Genomic DNA, 16,164 nt, shown 5'->3' on the forward strand with positions numbered 1-16,164 from the left:
CCTACACCGCTGGCGCAAAAGGAATCTGCAGCAGCCGGGCGGCCACTTGCTGCCAGGAGCTGCGGTACCAAGCTTGCTGGGCCTCCAGTTCTTCGTCCAGGGATCCTGTGGGGCCAAAATCCGAACAGGCATACCCCAGGGAGCGCAAGCCTGCCACCAATACCGCCGGAGACAGCCACCATTGCTGGGCCAAGCGCAGCAGATCCACCTGGCTGTGGGTTTGCAGGTATTGGCGGAGCTGGCGTTGCAAGCCGGTGGCGGAGGGTAGGGGCACCGCTTGCCGATGGACGGCGATCAGCAGCTCACTGCTGGGAGTACCCCAGAGCAGCCACTTGAGGTGATCCACAGAAGGAGGCCAACTCCACAACCAGAGTTGATCGTAGCGGTGGCCGGTTTGGGGGCGGTCGTAGTGGAGAGTCAAGTGCCGCCCAGAAGACAGGACAAGCGAAGGGCGGCGGAAGCCGTAGAACAGGATGGTTCCCCGCGCCCGGGGCAAGAGGACAGAAAACCGGTCTACAGCTTGCCAACGCAAAGGCTGGGTGGGCTGGGGGGTGGGTCGCCAGATCAACAGGGGTGAGGACTCGGTCTCGCTCTGGGAGTGGGACATGGAAGGAGCAGCGTCCAGAGGAAAGGGGGGGGTGCGGGCAGCAGCCTCTTGGGCAGGTCGGATCCCGACAATTTCCAGCTCCAGTTGGGTTTCTCCCTGCCACGTTTTGGCCTTCAGAGTGTAGGCGAGGTCAACTCGGTCGGGCAGGGGATAATTCTCAGCCCCTCGCCAGCGAATGGCCCACAGGGGACGGCTGCGGGCTTTGGCGGTTGAGGCTAGTGAGGGTTCTGCTCGGTTGCCAAAGGCAGAAGTGTCGGGATCCTGAACCAGCAGCTTCAGGTGGCTGGGGGTATCCCCAGTAACGGCCCTTGCGCCAAAGCGCTGCTGTTGCAGCACCTGCAGGTTGCGGCTGCAGAAGACCGGCTCAGGGTTGCCGATGCCACAGGGCTGCAGATGCTGAAGCTCTCGATAGAGGTCAAGGGTGAGATCCGCCAGTGCCACCTCCACGTCGATCTGTACCAGCGGCTGGATCTGCTCCGGCTGCAACTGCTGTTGGGCAAACTGCCGCAGCCGCTCTTCAAAAAGAGGCCAGTTTTCCGCCCTCAGGCTAAATCCCCCTGCCGCCGGGTGGCCGCCGTGTTTGCTGAACAGATCTTGGCAAAACTCCAACGCCTGAAACACGTCGAACTCCGGGATCCCCTGCCGCGCCGAGCCGCTGACCTCCCCTTGCCGCGACTGGCTGCCGATGAACACCGGACAGCCCAAACGCTCTGCCAAGCGCGAGGCCACGATGCCGATCACCCCTTTGTGCCATTTCTGCTGCGGGGATCCCAAAATCGTCAACACCCGTTCCTGCCGCAGATCCCGACCTTGCCGGGCAATTTGCTCCAGGGCCTCGGCCTCGATGCGGCTGCACATCTGCTGCCGCACCTGGTTGAGGCGTTCGCAGCGGCGGGCCAGTTTCTCCGCCTGCTGCGGGTCGTCGGTGGTCAGCAACTGGATCCCCATTCTCGCCTGGCCAATCCGCCCAACGGCGTTGATGCGCGGCCCCAGGCCAAACCCAATCCACTCAGGCCGCAGCTCCTCTGGGGATCCCTGCACCCCCATCACCTGCAACAGGGCGCGGATCCCGGCCACCTGGGAAGTGGGCAAGAGGTTCAGCCCCTGCCGCACCCAAAGGCGGTTGATCCCTGTCAGCGGCGCCAAATCGGCAATGGTGCCCACGGTAAACAGTTCCAGCGCCACCCGCTCCAAATGGCCGTCACCGCGCCGCTCCGCCAGCGCCTGGGCCAGGAGGTAGGCCACCCCCACCCCGGCCATCCCTCGATAGGGAGAAGAGAGCGGGAGCTGTTTGGGATTGAGGATGGCGTCGGCAGGGGGCAACTGGGGCGGCAAATCGTGGTGATCCGTCACGATCACCGTCAAACCTAGGGCTTTGGCCAGTTGGATGGGCTCGTGGGCAGAGATGCCGTTGTCCACCGTGAGGATGAGGCGCACCCCCTCGCGGTGCAGCTCTTGCACCATGCGGCTGTTGAGGCCATAGCCCTCGGTCATGCGGCTGGGAATGCGGTAAACCACTGGCGTGCCCCGCAACGCCCGCAGCAGCAGAGCCGTGCTGGTCATGCCGTCGGCATCGTAGTCGCCGCAGATGGCAATGGGCTCTTGTCGGCAAATCGCCCCATCCAGCAGTTCCACCGCCAGCGGCAAATCGGCAAAATCCTGGCTGGGCGGGGGCAGGTGGGCGGGATCCGGCTGCAAATACCGCTGCACAGCAGCAGGGCTAGAGAGGCCGCGATTGAGCAAGATCTGAGCTAACGCAGAGGAGACCCCCACTGCCTCGGCCAAGTTCTGGGCAGCCAGTGTGTCTGCAGAATGAAACAGCCAGCGTTGGGCAGGGATCCCGGCCATTGCAATCGGTCTTCAGGTAGCAGTGCTACAGTTGGCCTATGGGCTATCCTTTTGACATTAACTCAAAACGCTCCTCTGCTCTTTCCTGCCGCCGATGTATTCTCTGCTGCTTACCTATGGCCTCAACCCGCTGACAGGCTGGAAGCTATTGGTCAAGTCTCCTGAGCAAGCCTCTCTGTGGACGTTGGCCCGGCAGCTTTGGAGCCGCCCTGGATCCCGGCGCCGCAGGCCGCGCCTCCAAATCTCTCTCGGCCGCCTCGTGCCCGAACAGACCGAGCGCCTGTCTAAACTGGAGGTGCTGCTGCGTCTAAGATTTTTCATCGCCCTCGAAGCCGAAACCCCGGATCAGCCCTTGCCAGCTCTTCCCTCCGGCCAGGGATCCGCTATTCAGCTTGCCCACTACACAGAGGGCTCGCAGCAGTACAAGACGGAGATCATCCGCTTTGCCCTGGGGGGATCCCGCACCCTGACTGCTCGGCGCCGCCGGCGCCGCCGCTTCTGAAAACCCCTGGGCCGCAAACCATTCCCGCCAGGGGTGGAGTTCTGCCGACCTGTCTATACTAGAGATGCACCCAAAAATGCGCTAAGTCTGTGCTTATCCCGTGAACGCCGGGCTGTTTCAGTGCCGCAGATGGCTTATAAACCAAAGGGCTGCTCCAGGGTGGCAGGGGCTCCCTGCTCCACGGCTGGGGATGACAGCGGCCCTCTTGGCCGGATCCCTGGCGGCTTTTGTCCTCGCCCTGCCTGCTGCTTTGGCCTTGACCCGCTACCAGGTACATGTGCTGGCCAACGAGGCAGCCGCTCTAGCCCAGGTGCGCGGCCAGGTGCCGGATGCCTATTTGGTGCAAGGGGACGGGCAGGTGTTCATTTTAGCGGGGACGTTTATCAACCGCAACCACGCCCAACGCCGCCAGGCTGAATTGGAACGGTTGGGCTTGCCGGTGCGGGTGGTGAGCCGTCAAGATACGGATCCGCCCCTTTCGCCCGCTTTTCCCGCCCAAACAGCGCCCGACCGCCCCTCCCCCAGCTCTGAAAACCCTGCCCCGCCGGCGCCAACGGCTCCCCCCTCCGATCCCCAGCGGCCCTTTGCCACCTATGTGCCCAACCCCAGCAGGGATCCCCGGCTGGAAGAGCGGGTGCGCCGCTTTTTTCCAGGAGCTGCTGTGGTGCAGTACCGCGGCCAGGCGGCTTTGCAGACGGGCACCTTCTCCCGCCTGTCGCTGGCGCAGGATCAGGCCCGCTGGCTGACCGCCCAGGGCTTGCCGGCAGTGGCGGTGTCGCTGGCAGGGGAGGAAGCTGTAGGGGATCCTGACTCCAATCCACCTCAGGGGGAGCGCTACTGGGTGTTGGTGGCGGATCCCAGCGGTGAGAAATGGCCTGCACTCAAACAACTGCTAGAGGGATCCCTGCCTTTGATCTACGACGACCTGCGGGTGGTGCGCACGGGCGGGTTTGCCGATCCGGCTGCTGCCGCCGAACAGGTGCGGTACCTGGCCGACCGAGGCTACGAAGCCGGGATCTTCCCCGCCGATCTGCGCCGCTCTCGACCGCTTCTGGTTCAGGATCCCACCCCCTCTCCCGCATCCCTGCGCGAAGAAGGCACAGGCGGATTTTGGGTGGTGGTATCCGCCGGCGCAGAGGCGCTGCCCAAGCTGCAGCAGTTTGCCCCTGACGCTTTTGTGCGCGGCTCTGTGATTCAGGTGGGCACTTACCGGCAGCGGGCCAATGCCGAACAGGCGCGGCGCGCCCTGGCCGAGGCGGGGTTTGACGCCCGCATCCTGCCCGTGGAGTAGCAGCAGCCAGCTTCAGCTCCTCACCCCCAGCCCCTCTCCCTGAGGGAGAGGGGAGGTCAGGAACCGTCCCGCTGCTGTTGAGAATAGCCCCATTGGGCCTCGCTGCCCTTTGCACCGCTTGTTGGAATCGCCAGGGATCCTTCTGCGAGTGAGATCGCCACTAGGGTGAGGCGCAGGGTTTCCGCCTGCAATTGGGGCGGGCTGGCCAGGGGATAGGCCAACTGTTGCACCACGTGGGGGCGATCCCCGCCGCCAAGATCTAAGCTGGGATCCAACCAGTCCAGTTGCCTTTCGCAGGGGCTGGACAAGATGCTGTGGACATCCTCCACCCCCCGATTGGCCCCGGTGAGGCGGAGCCAACGCCGAAAGCTGGGCCAAAGGTGCTGGGGCAAGGGTCGCACCTGACCCGGCACGGCCCTGTCGAAATAGATGAGAAAGTCTGCCTTCCAGCCGTTGCAGGCCGGGCAGAGGGGCTGCAAGTTGGCAGCCGTGTTGGGCCCTCCGCGGCTGAGGGGGATGATGTGATCCTGGACAGGAGCGGATCCCACCTGTGACCATGGCCTGCCACAGCAGGGGCAACAGGGGTACCAGCGCAACAGTTGCCAGAACTCGGCAGCAGCAACTTGGCCCGTCAGGTCGTAGCTGCCCCGCTTTTCCTTGGCGCGAGCGGCCCGCTGCTTCTGGCGTTGTCGGCTGGCACAGGTGGGGCAGGGATCCGGTCGAAACAGGAACTCATCCCCACACTCCGGGCAACGATAGGGACTCGACATCAGGACCTAAGACCCTGAACGGGCTAAAGAGCTTGTTTGGCCTGTTGCAGCGTCTGCTCAAACACCTCCAGCGGCTGCGCCCCCGAGAAGGCAATGCCGTTCAAGATGAAATAGGGCGTGCCGCCAATGCCCAGTTGAGAGGCCAGATCCATATCCCGCTGAATGGCTCGCTCTGCCGCCCGGCTGCGCCGATCCCGGTTGAACTTCTCCACGTTCAGGCCCAACTTCTCGGCAGTGGCCACATAAAACGCATCTCCAAGCTGGGATTGGTTGGCGAACAGCTCGTCGTGAAATTCCCAGAACTTACCCTGGCGCTGGGCAGCCCAAGCCGCGCGAGCCGCCGCCATCGCCTCCGGGTGGATGCTGGTCAAGGGCAGGTGCTTGTACACCAAGGTCACCTCGTTCCCGTGCTCGGCCATGAACTGTTTGAGGGTATCGTGGGCGCGGGCGCAGAAGGGACATTGAAAATCGGAAAACTCCACCAACACCAACCGCAAAGCCTCGGATCCCAGTTGGGGAGAGTCTCCGATGACGGCACGCGGGTTCTCCCGCAACTGACGGCCAAATTCTTCCGCCAACTGCTGCTGCTGCTGCTGTTGCTCTTGGTACTGTCGCTGCTGGTATTCCTGGACAGCCTCTAGGATCACCTGGGGGTTCTTGCGAATGATCTGGAGCACCTGCTCTTCCAAATCTGCCGGGGCCGCCGCCGCCGGCAGGAAAACCGCAGCTCCACTTCCCACTCCCAGCAGAACCATTAGCCCAAGCAAAAGTCCGGCCTGAGCCCAAGCGCGAAAAACCCTCACCAGCCTATTCATCCTAACCCCCCTCTCAGACATGCCCAGAACTCCACACAGCCTACCGTCGGATCCCAACGGTGTCTATCACTCCTTCGGGGGGATCAGGAATTGGTGGCCTGCAGAAGCTGCTCCTTGATCCGCTGCAACTGGCTGGCCCAGCGGGGATCCGGCTCAGAGGCTGCCTCGCTGGCGGCAGCGACAGTGGCGCGCCCGCCTTTGTTGCCGCGCTGGCGTTGCTTTTTGCTGGGAGCAGAGTTTCCTGCTGATGGATCTTTAGAGCCTTTGGCCTCAGAATCTCTGGATGCTCTGGAATCTTTAGACTCCTTGCCAGACTCTTTGGCTGAGGGCTCAGGAGCTGCCGCTTTGGATGGGGCCTCTTCCCCTCGGTCGCGCGGCTGGGCGATCTCAATGCGCAAGTTAACATCCCCAAAGCTGTGGCCATTGAACTTTTCGATGTACTGCTGCGCCTGCTCCTCGGTGTTCACCGTTACAAATCCGAAGCCGCGACACTTGCCGGTCTTGCGATCCCGAATCACCTTGGTGGAAATCACCTCGCCGGCAGAGCGAAAGAGCTTCTCCAACGCCTGACGATCCACCTCTTCCGGCAGATTTCCGACATACAGACGCACAGACATGATTCAGTGAAGCTCCTAATCGAAATAACAAAAGGCGACCAAAAAGCAAGGTGCTGGGTCAAAGGCGCTCAAGTCGGCACAGTTGGAGTCCAGAACCCAATCGTTAATTGTCACACCACAGCGCGACACGAAGCACAACCTTTGCAAATCACAGAGCTATTCTTTAATCTACCCCAACCTGGAGCCGCCAAGACGAGGAGAACGGTTTTTATGAACGCTTGCCTCATAACCTTTCCGGGGCAGGCCCTGTCCCCTAGGCCAAACCGGTGTTGTTCAGACGATCTCGATGTTGAAAAGGCCGGGCCTGCGGGCCTGTATAGTCGGCTACAAGATGTCCTTGCCCTCGCAGTTGGTAGCGGTAGGTCACCAAGCCCTCCAAACCCACCGGGCCGCGCGGCGGCAGTTTTTGGGTGCTGATCCCCACTTCTGCCCCAAAGCCGTAGCGGAAGCCGTCGGCAAAGCGGGTGGAAGCATTGTGAAAGACTCCTGCCGCATCCACTTCATCCAGAAATCGACGGGCGGCGGCGGCATCTTCGGTTACGATGGCCTCGGTATGGCGGGATCCGTACTGCTGGATGTGGGCAATGGCCTCGTCAAGGGAGCCGACCATCTTGATCGAGAGGATCAAATCGGCGTACTCGGTGCTCCAGTCGGCCTCAGTGGCCGGGATCAGATCCGGCACCAGCTCGCGGCAGCGGGGATCCCCGCGCAACTCCACCCCTTGCTCGCGCAGCGCCTGGACCGCCGGGGGCAAAAACTGGGGGGCAATGTCCGCGTGCACCAGCAGGGTCTCGATGGCGTTGCAGGCGGCGGGGTACTGGGTTTTGCTGTCCAGCGTCAGCCTCACCGCCATCTCCACATCGGCAGCCCGATCCACGTACAGGTGACACAGGCCATCGGCGTGGCCCAGCACCGGGATGCGGGTATTTTCCATGATGTAGCGGACAAAGCTGCTGGAGCCGCGGGGGATAATTAGATCCACCAGCCCCTCCAGTTGCAGCAGGGCTTTGATCTCCTCACGGCTGGTGAGCAGCTGCAAAGATCCCTGGGGAAAGTCCGGGATCTGCTGCAGCCCCGCTTGGATGGCCGCCATCAACGCCTGACAAGAGAGCAGGGCTTCGGATCCCCCTTTGAGCAAGACGCTATTGCCCGTTTTCACCGCCAGGGCGGCAATTTGCACCAGAGCATCGGGCCGCGACTCGAAGATCACCCCCAGCACTCCCAAAGGATAGGTGCGCCGCTCCAGTACCAGCCCCTCGTCCAGCTCTCGGATCAGCAAAGCTCGGCCCACCGGATCCCCTAGCCGGATCACCTGCCGCACTCCGGCCACCATGTCCGCCAACTTGTGGGGATCCAGCTTCAGGCGGGCATAGGCGGCTGCCGACAACTCCCCGGCCTCGACCCTCTCTGCTGCCTGCTCCAAATCCGCCTGGTTGGCCGTCAAGATGGCCTCTTGGTGTTCCAGCAGGGCGGTGGCCATGGCCTCCAGAGCAGCATTTTTAATAGCAGTGGGCAAGGTGGCTGTGCGCTGGGCGGCAGCGCGGGCCAACTGCACTTGGGACAGCAAAGGCCGATCGAAAGCGGCCGCAAGCGAGTTGGGGCAGTCGGTGGAGAGGGACATAGGGTCAAGAAGGCGGCACAAGCGCCCATCCAGAACAAAGAGCGGCAATTGGGTTGGGATGTGTGATGAATGGGATCCCAGGAGCGCCCTTGTGGGGATCCCTATGCTAGGTTAGGCACATTCGGGCTGTGCCATTTGCAGCCTACCAAACTTTGGATCCCACCGGCTGCGGCGGGGTACTCCTCCTTCATCTCCGATGCTTCTGGGATGAGGGCGGACGAGAGAAAGCTTTTGCTTGCACTTCCGTTCCCGGACGGTTAGCGATCCACCTCGTCAACCTCGACTTTTAGCACCTTGTCTTCCAGGAGAGCCAATGAGAAAGCGTGGGTTTGTGGTGAGTGCAACGGCTGCGGTAGTCACAGCCGTGTCGCTGGTTGGCGTGCAGCTATCCAGTCCGGGTTGGGCAGGGTTTCGCCGGGATCCCAAAGAAGTGGTGGACGAAGTTTGGCAGATCGTCAATCGCGAGTACGTCGATCCTTCCTTTAACTCCGTCGATTGGGAGGCGGTGCGGCGGGATCTGCTCAGCCGAGAATATGCCACCCGAGAAGATGCCTATGCGGCCATTCGCGAAGCCCTGAAGAAACTGAACGATCCCTACACCCGCTTTTTGGATCCCGATCAGTTCGCCAGCATGCAAATTGATACATCCGGCGAGCTGACCGGGGTGGGGATCACGCTGGGCATGGATCAAGAGACGAACGAGCTGGTGGTGATCTCCCCCATCGAAGGGTCCCCCGCCGACCGGGCCGGGATCAAATCCAAAGACGTGATCGTGCGCATCGACGACAAATCCACCGAAGGCATGGACACCAACGCCGCGGTCAACCTCATTCGGGGCGAGCCGGGTACGCGGGTGCGGCTGACCATCCGCCGCGAGGGAGAAGGGCTGAAGGTGTTCGACCTGGTGCGGGAGAGAATCGAGCTGGCCACCGTGCGCTACGAGGTTCACGAGGAAAGCGGCCTGCCCATCGGCTACATCCGCATCACCCAGTTTTCCGGCAACGCTGCCGAGAAGATGCGCCAAGCCATTCGCGAGCTGGAGAAACGAGGGGTGGCCGCCTACGTTCTCGATCTGCGGGCCAACCCAGGGGGGCTGCTCTACTCCAGCGCCGAGATCGCCCGCATGTGGATCGACCGAGGCAGCATTGTCTCGACGGTGAACCGGCAAGGGGAGCAGGATCGCCTCACGGCCAACAACACCGCCCTCACCGACAAGCCTTTGGCCGTTTTGGTGGATGGGGGATCCGCCAGCGCCAGCGAGATCCTGTCGGGGGCTTTGCAAGATAACCGTCGCGCCGTGATCATCGGCACGCAAACCTTCGGCAAGGGCCTGGTGCAGTCGGTGCATCCCCTGTCGGATGGGTCGGGCCTGGCGGTGACCATCGCCCGTTATCGCACCCCCAACGGCACCGACATCGATCACAAGGGCATCACCCCCGATATTTTGGTGGAGTTGTCTGAAGAAGATCTGAAGCGGCTGGGCCAGAACCGGGAGTTGGTGGCCACCTCGGCCGACCCCCAGTATGCTGCCGCCATCCAGGCCCTCCAGGCTCAGATCTCGGCCCGTCGGCAACAGGCCCAAGAGGCCATTCGTTCCTCTTCGCGGTAGCCGGATCCTGAGGCCGTGGTCGAGCTGAGGCTCAAAGACCAACGCGGGGTTGGCAATGCTGGGTTGTTCGTGGAGGTGGCGCGCGGCACTATGGCCGAGTCGAAGACCGTGGGATCTGTGAACTTAGCCGGGCGGGATCTGCTCCGGCTCAGCGACCTGACATCGGCAGAGCTATCGGCCCTGCTGGCTCAAGCGGCGGAACTGAAGCGGGATCCCTATCGGGCGGATCTGCGGGGTCGGGTGCTGGGGCTGTTGTTTCAAAAGGCTTCCACCCGCACCCGCGTCAGTTTTACTGCTGCCATGGCCCAGTGTGGGGGCAGCACCCTGGATCTGGTACCGACGGCGCTGCAGGTGAGCCGCGGCGAACCCCTGCCGGATACGGCCCGCGTCCTCTCCCGCTACCTGGATGTCATTGCCATTCGCACCTACGACCAGCGAGAGCTGGAGATCTTTGCCGAGTATGCCGAGATCCCGGTGATCAACGCCCTCACGGATCAGTTTCACCCCTGTCAGGTGTTGGCCGATCTGCTCACCATCCAGGAGAACTTCGGCCAACTGGCGGGCCTGACCTTGGCCTATTGCGGCGACGGCAATAACGTTGCCCATTCCCTGCTGCTGGGCTGTGCCATGAGCGGGATCCACATCCGCGTCGCCACACCCCCCGGTTACGAGCCGGATGGGGCGGTGGTGGCAGAAGCGCAAGCCCTGGCCCAGGGATCGCAGGTGCTGGTCTTACGGGATCCCTACGCAGCAGTCGCAGGAGCTCAGGTGGTCTATACCGACGTGTGGGCCAGCATGGGCCAAGAGGATCAGGCCGAGGCCCGCAAAGCCCACTTCCTGCCCTACCAGGTCAACGCCGCGCTGATAAAACAGGCGGATCCCGAGGCTATCGTGCTGCACTGCTTGCCTGCCCACCGGGAAGAGGAGATTACTGCCGAGGTCTTAGAGGGATCCCAGTCCCGTGTGTGGGATCAAGCAGAAAATCGCCTCCACGTGCAAAAGGCGCTGCTGATCCAACTGCTGGGGGCAGGGTGACCCCAGAGAGAGGGAAGGTGTCAACGGTTATTGGCGGGGCGGCGGGCGGCAATGGCCAGGCTGACGTTGGGCAGCCGCTGCAGGGTATCCATCACCTCTACCACCTTGCCGTGGGAGAGGGCCAAATCGGCGTTGATCACCACCAGGCGGCGCCCTTCAGCCGGCTTCTCGGCCAGGATGCGTTCCACCGTCGGGATCAGAGCGGAGATATCGGCGATCTTCTCCTGGTTGACGGCGATCTGGCCTTCTGCCGTGATGCTCACCGTTACATCCGGCTGTAGACGAACTTGGGCCGTGGTTGCGTCCGGCAGGTTGACATCCAGCGCTTCCGAGCGGGTGAGCACCAAGCTGGCGATGACAAAAAACACCAAGATCGAAAAGATGACATCGATCAAGGGCACAATATTAATCTCGCCGGAGCGGAAGTTTTCTTCGGGGATGCGCATGGCTTAAGAGGGCTCAAGCGAAGAGTAGGGCGGAAGGGTGGAGCTGCCACCGGGTCTGGACTGCGTGTAGGGGTACTGGGAAAGTTGCTGGGCTTGCATCTCTTGCCGCTGCCGATGCAGCAACTCCAGCTCGCCGCCGTACTCCTGGATCTTGGAAAGTTGCCGCAGGTAGAGAGAGCGGAAGACATTGGAGATCAGCAAGGTGGGAATGGCCACGATCAGCCCAAAGGCGGTCGAGTAGAGGGCTTCGGCAATCCCCTGACCCACCCCCTGTGTGTCGGTGCCGCCGATATCTCCCAGTTGGATGGAGCTGAGGATCTGGATGATGCCGGTAACCGTGCCCAGCAGTCCCAGGAAGGGGGCAACGGTAATGACAGTGTCGAAGACCGTGTTGAAGCGCTTCAGCAGGGGCACCTCTGCCGCCAGGGCTGTTTCCAGGGCCAACTTAAAATCTTCGGGGCTGGCTTCGTTCAGCTCCAGGCCGGCCAAAAAGATGCGAGCAATGGGCAGGTCGGCATTTTGTTCCAGCAGATACTGGGCAGCGCGTGGGTTGCGGCGGTACTGGCTGAGGGCTTGCCGCACCACCTCCTCCTGCCGGTGGGTGACCTTCCACCAGAACAAGGCCCGCTCGATGCAACAGGCCACCGAGAAGACCGAGAACGTCAGCAGGGGGATGGAATAGTACCAACCCTGGATCAGGAGCTGCAAAACTCTATCCATACGACCCTGACTTCCCCCTTCTTCTTCGCTCATCTTGTCATAGCACTTTCTCGGCAGGGCTGGGATCCCTTCTTGCGCGGCGAAGGTTGCACCTTTTGGCAATTTTGCCCCAATCCCGGATCGCATCTCGTCAATCGTCGATCCAGAAGGCATACTGGTTGCAACCATTTTGGTTTGGATCCCGAGGGCGTGAATTATGAAATTCAGACGCTGGTTGGGCCTTTGCTGCGCCGGACTGATGGCACTGCTGTTGACGGCTTGCGGCAAGGGATCCACCCCCTACGACAGCATCGTGGTCAACTTTGTTAATACGGCCACCCCCAGCCAGATTGCCGCTATCGCCAAAGAGTATAATTTGACGCTCCGCCCCAGCAGCGACAGCGCTTTTGCCCGCCAAGAAGCGATCTACCTATTTGACGTGGATGCCGACCATCTGGGATCCACGCGGCGGCTGGTCAAGCGGCTCACCAACGAAGCTTTGATCGAGTACGCTCACCCCAACTATCAATTCCAGGCGGCCTTTGTGCCCAACGACCGCCTCTATCCCCAGCAGTGGAATCTCAGGGCCATCCGCATGCCGGAAGCCTGGGACATCTCTCAGGGGGAAGGGGTGACGGTAGCCGTGGTGGATACTGGGGTGACGCGAGTTCCCGACCTGGCCCAAACTCAATTTGTGCAGGGCTATGACTTCGTGGACGATGATGAGGACCCGGAAGACCTCAACGGCCACGGCACCCATGTGGCGGGAACCATCGCCCAATCCACCAACAATTTCTTGGGTGTAGCCGGCATCGCCTTCAAGGCCAAGATTATGCCGGTGCGGGTGTTGGATGCCAACGGCTTCGGCTCCCTGTCGGATGTGGTGGAAGGGATCCGCTATGCTGCCGACCACGGGGCCACGATCATCAACCTCAGCCTGGGTAGCCGCGCTTCGGCCCGACTGATGGAAGAGGCCGTAGCCTATGCCCACAGCAAAGGGGTGACGGTGATCGCAGCCGCCGGCAACGAAAACTCCGACCAGGTGAGCTACCCGGCCCGCTACCCGCATGTGATCGCTGTCTCGGCCACCGGCCCCGATGGCAGCAAAGCCCCTTACTCCAACTATGGGGTGGGGGTGGACATCTCTGCCCCGGGCGGCGCCAAAACCCCCGATCACCCTGAGTACGGCATTCTGCAGCAGACCATCAACCGCCGCAACCCCAACGAGCCGGTCTTTGCCTACTTCCAAGGCACCAGCATGGCCACTCCCCACGTGGCCGGCGTGGCGGCGCTGATCCAAGCCCAGGGCATCAAAGACCCGGACAAGGTGGAAGAGGTGCTGAAGATGTCGGCCACCCCGGTGCCCGGCGACAAACAGAACTTCTACGGGGCCGGTCGTCTGGATGCTGCCAAGGCGCTGGCCCGAGCCACCGGTCAGCAAGAGGAGAACCCCCTGGTGCTGTGGCTGAAGGACTTCCTGCAATACCTGAACAACAACGGCTACCTCAACCCGCGCTTCTGGTTTGATGGCGGCCCGATTGCCCTGGTGCCCAAGCTGCTGATGGTGATAGGCGGCTACATCATCCTGGTGCTGATCCGCTGGTGGCTGGCTCCCAAGCCGATGCGGGCAACAGTGCCTTTGCTGGCCGGGATCCTCTTGGGCAGCGCCGGCCTCTTCCCACTGCAGGGCTTGGCCATTGTGGGTGCCCCTCGCTGGCCCTTCCAATTGGCGGGGAGCTCCCTGCCGGAGCTGGGCACCGCCTTGGCCCAAACCAACGCTTTGAACCCCTTGTTTGCCAGCGTCTTGATCCCGGGCCTGTTGCTGGTGCTGCTCCTGGGCCATCGGCGCTGGCGCTGGGCGGTGATCGGCCTCTCTATCGGCATGGCCTCCCATCTGCTCTTGTCCGGATCTCTGTTCTATGAGGGGGTAGTATGGCTTGGATCCTCTGCTTGGCTGGGTCGCTCCTTTTTGCTCTTCAATGGCCTGCTCTGCCTGGGCCTGGCCTATTTGGGAGCACAAGCCATCCTGGAGTCCCAGTCCAACAGCACCGGTCTAGCGCTGAGGCGGTGATGGAAGAATACAGCGGTACCATCCAGTTCCTGGATATCGAAGGAGGGGTGTGGGTGCTGACCCTGCCTTCCGGCCAGCACTATGCCCTCTTCCGCGCCCCCAAAGAGCTCTTACAAGAGGGGTTGGAAGTCACCATCCAGGGACAGCTCAAAGAAGACATGGTGACGGTGGCTCAGGTGGGGCCGGTCTTGGAGGTGAAGAGCTTCCGACGGCAGCCCTAGCTTGGCCCAGATACAGATCGATCAAACAAATCGGGGATCCCCGCTCAGGGATCCCCATTTTTTCTAACTTTTTGGGATGTTTCGCTGCGCCAGCGTCTTCTGGATCCCTCACCCCCAGCCCCTCTCCCTGAGAGACATCCCTCACCCCCAGCCCCTCTCCCTCAGGGAGAGGGGAGCTGGGGATGAACGTAACGAACCGTTTCATTGCCGTTTGAAATGACGGTCAGCTCAACACAGCCTAGGAAAACACGGCCTCCAACTCTTGCAACGTCTTTTTCACCTTGGCCTGGGCTGCTTCCACCTCCGGTTGGTCATAGGCTTTGGCGGCAAAGTCCAGTTGTTCCAGGCTACGGCCCATCTCCTTGGCCAGGCGCAGCACTTCCCGCTTTTGCCGATCCGGCAAGGTGGCCGCCAGGCCGGTCAAGGTCTTGCGGGTCAGGCCCATCGGTCCGTGGATGTAGGAGCGGATCTCCAACCAGTCCTCCGCCTCCACCAGGCTTTGCAGCCGCTCCACCTGTTGCTCCAGTTGTTGCAGCTCTCGGGGCAAGCCTGCAGCCGCCTGTACAGGAAGCGATCCCAGCCACAGCCCCAATGTCAGGATGGCAACCAGCAACACACTCCGCCAGCGACAGATCATCACGTACCTCCCACATGCCTGCAACAGGCTTGATTTCAAGGACTCCGTCCCGCCGACACGATCGGCAATCAAATCAATAGTTTACCTGCTGGCTGCACCCCAGCTCCTCGGCTACCTCTCAAAGAGCAGAGCAAATCGGCTAGGCTAGAGCTATCCTGTAAAAGAATGTAAATGGCGCTCTCATGCAACGCATCATCCTCATGACCGGCAAGGGTGGGGTCGGCAAAACCTCGATGGCAGCGGCGACCGGCTGGCGTTGTGCCGAGATCGGCCTGAAAACTTTGGTGCTGAGCACCGATCCGGCCCACTCGTTGGCCGATAGCTTCGATCAGCCCTTGGGCCATGAGCCGGTGGAGGTCAAACCCAACCTTTGGGGCGCGGAGCTGGATGCCCTCAACGAGCTGGAGCTGAATTGGGGATCCGTCAAAACCTACATTACCCAGGTGTTGCAGGCGCGTGGGCTGGATGGGGTGCAGGCGCAGGAGCTGGCCATTTTGCCGGGGATGGACGAGATCTTTGCCCTGGTGCGGGTCAATCGCCATTACGACGAGGGCAAGTTCGATGTGCTCATCATCGACTCAGCCCCTACGGGCACGGCTCTGCGCCTTTTGAGTTTGCCGGATGTTTCCGGCTGGTACATGCGCAAGTTCTACAAGCCCCTGCAGGGCTTGGCGCAGATGCTGCGTCCTATTGCCGAGCCAATTGTGAAGGGACTGACCGGGATCCCCCTGCCCAATGACCAGGTACTGGATGCCCCCTACGAGTTCTACCAGAAGATCGAGCGGCTGGAGGGCATCCTCACCAACAACCGCATCACCTCGGTGCGGCTGGTCACCAACCCCGAAAAGATGGTGATCAAAGAATCGCTGCGGGCCCACGCCTACCTCAGCCTTTACGGCGTCGCCACCGATTTGGTGATTGCCAACCGCATTCTGCCGGATGGAGTGGTGGATCCCTACTTTGCTGCCTGGAAGGCCGCCCAACAAAAATATCGCCGGGAGATCCACGAGAACTTTGCTCCTCTACCGGTGGTGGAGATCCCGCTGTACTCCGAGGAGTTGGTGGGGTGGGACGCCCTGGCCCGCCTGAAAAAAGACCTTTGGGGAGAGCGCAACCCGGCGGAAGTGTTCTACACCGAGCAAACGATGCATGTGGTCACCGACAACGGCCAGTACCGCCTGGATCTGTACTTGCCCGGGATCCCGAAAGAGCAGGTGGAACTGAGCAAAACTGGGGATGAGCTGAACATCCGCATCGGCAACCACCGCCGCAACCTGGTGTTGCCCCAGACCTTGGCAGCCATGACCCCGGCCCGCGCCAAGATGGAAGAAGACTACCTGCGCATCCATTTTGCCGCTTGAGCCTGTAGCCCTCT

15 protein-coding genes are annotated in these 16,164 nt (G+C 61.8%); 7 read left to right on the top strand and 8 right to left on the bottom strand.

All coding sequences use genetic code 11. The annotated features are described in order from the left end of the window. Nucleotide 1 precedes the first annotated feature (1 nt). The gene (gene recJ, locus NW858_RS04080) at nt 2-2,455 is read right to left on the bottom strand and encodes a single-stranded-DNA-specific exonuclease RecJ (protein ID WP_414519908.1); all 2,454 of its coding nucleotides are present in this window, start codon (nt 2,453-2,455) and stop codon (nt 2-4) included. A 94-nt stretch (nt 2,456-2,549) separates the two neighbouring features. On the opposite strand from recJ, the gene NW858_RS04085 reads away from it, so the two are divergent. Next, a complete protein-coding gene (locus NW858_RS04085) occupies nt 2,550-2,957 on the top strand; it encodes a hypothetical protein (protein ID WP_414334768.1) in 408 nt (135 codons plus the stop codon). Between the two features lie 190 nt (nt 2,958-3,147). Next, nucleotides 3,148-4,248: an SPOR domain-containing protein gene (locus tag NW858_RS04090; RefSeq protein ID WP_414348472.1), complete on the top strand. Its 1,101-nt coding sequence runs from the start codon at nt 3,148-3,150 to the stop codon at nt 4,246-4,248. Between the two features lie 56 nt (nt 4,249-4,304). On the opposite strand, the gene NW858_RS04095 is transcribed toward NW858_RS04090, so the two are convergent. The 4 genes from NW858_RS04095 to NW858_RS04110 all read right to left on the bottom strand — a co-directional run bounded on the left by NW858_RS04095 (nt 4,305) and on the right by NW858_RS04110 (nt 8,071). Next, nucleotides 4,305-5,018, bottom strand: a complete 714-nt coding sequence (locus NW858_RS04095) for an HNH endonuclease (RefSeq protein WP_414519910.1) — start codon at nt 5,016-5,018, stop codon at nt 4,305-4,307. Nucleotides 5,019-5,041: 23 nt separating this feature from the next. Then, nucleotides 5,042-5,833, bottom strand: a complete 792-nt coding sequence (locus tag NW858_RS04100) for a DsbA family protein (protein ID WP_414348466.1) — start codon at nt 5,831-5,833, stop codon at nt 5,042-5,044. Nucleotides 5,834-5,916: 83 nt separating this feature from the next. Further along, complete coding sequence (locus NW858_RS04105) at nt 5,917-6,450, bottom strand: RNA recognition motif domain-containing protein (protein WP_414334772.1); 534 nt, start codon at nt 6,448-6,450, stop codon at nt 5,917-5,919. 253 nt (nt 6,451-6,703) lie between these two features. After that, nucleotides 6,704-8,071, bottom strand: a complete 1,368-nt coding sequence (locus tag NW858_RS04110) for a glutamate-5-semialdehyde dehydrogenase (RefSeq protein ID WP_414334773.1) — start codon at nt 8,069-8,071, stop codon at nt 6,704-6,706. Nucleotides 8,072-8,384: 313 nt separating this feature from the next. On the opposite strand from NW858_RS04110, the gene ctpC reads away from it, so the two are divergent. Together ctpC and argF are read left to right on the top strand one after the other, a co-directional pair. Then, nucleotides 8,385-9,680 (top strand): carboxyl-terminal processing protease CtpC, encoded by a 1,296-nt coding sequence (ctpC, locus tag NW858_RS04115; protein ID WP_414334774.1) that lies wholly within the window; start codon nt 8,385-8,387, stop codon nt 9,678-9,680. A 117-nt stretch (nt 9,681-9,797) separates the two neighbouring features. Beyond that, nucleotides 9,798-10,715, top strand: a complete 918-nt coding sequence (gene argF, locus NW858_RS04120) for an ornithine carbamoyltransferase (protein WP_414334778.1) — start codon at nt 9,798-9,800, stop codon at nt 10,713-10,715. Between the two features lie 20 nt (nt 10,716-10,735). Here the strand turns inward: argF and NW858_RS04125 are convergent, their stop codons facing one another. Together NW858_RS04125 and NW858_RS04130 are read right to left on the bottom strand one after the other, a co-directional pair. Beyond that, nucleotides 10,736-11,161, bottom strand: coding sequence for an ExbD/TolR family protein (locus NW858_RS04125; protein WP_414334775.1), 426 nt, complete (start codon nt 11,159-11,161; stop codon nt 10,736-10,738). Between the two features lie 3 nt (nt 11,162-11,164). Beyond that, entirely contained in the window at nt 11,165-11,857 is a 693-nt protein-coding gene (locus tag NW858_RS04130; RefSeq protein ID WP_414334779.1) for a MotA/TolQ/ExbB proton channel family protein, read from the bottom strand. A gap of 262 nt (nt 11,858-12,119) precedes the next feature. Here NW858_RS04130 and NW858_RS04135 point away from each other — a divergent pair, with 262 nt between their 5' ends. Then, nucleotides 12,120-13,931 (top strand): S8 family serine peptidase, encoded by a 1,812-nt coding sequence (locus tag NW858_RS04135; protein WP_414348464.1) that lies wholly within the window; start codon nt 12,120-12,122, stop codon nt 13,929-13,931. Continuing rightward, the gene (locus tag NW858_RS04140) at nt 13,931-14,152 is read left to right on the top strand and encodes a hypothetical protein (protein ID WP_414334777.1); all 222 of its coding nucleotides are present in this window, start codon (nt 13,931-13,933) and stop codon (nt 14,150-14,152) included. Before NW858_RS04135 ends, NW858_RS04140 begins: the two co-directional genes overlap by 1 nt. A 238-nt stretch (nt 14,153-14,390) precedes the next feature. Here NW858_RS04140 and psbQ read toward each other — a convergent pair whose 3' ends face one another. Then, the gene (gene psbQ, locus NW858_RS04145; protein ID WP_414335259.1) at nt 14,391-14,789 is read right to left on the bottom strand and encodes a photosystem II protein PsbQ; all 399 of its coding nucleotides are present in this window, start codon (nt 14,787-14,789) and stop codon (nt 14,391-14,393) included. Nucleotides 14,790-14,971: 182 nt separating this feature from the next. Between psbQ and NW858_RS04150 the strand changes: the two genes are divergently transcribed. Then, nucleotides 14,972-16,150 (top strand): TRC40/GET3/ArsA family transport-energizing ATPase, encoded by a 1,179-nt coding sequence (locus NW858_RS04150; RefSeq protein ID WP_414335260.1) that lies wholly within the window; start codon nt 14,972-14,974, stop codon nt 16,148-16,150. Nucleotides 16,151-16,164 lie beyond the last annotated feature (14 nt).

It is taken from the genome of Synechococcus sp. H55.10, from assembly GCF_047502715.1.
Classification (GTDB): domain Bacteria; phylum Cyanobacteriota; class Cyanobacteriia; order Thermostichales; family Thermostichaceae; genus Thermostichus.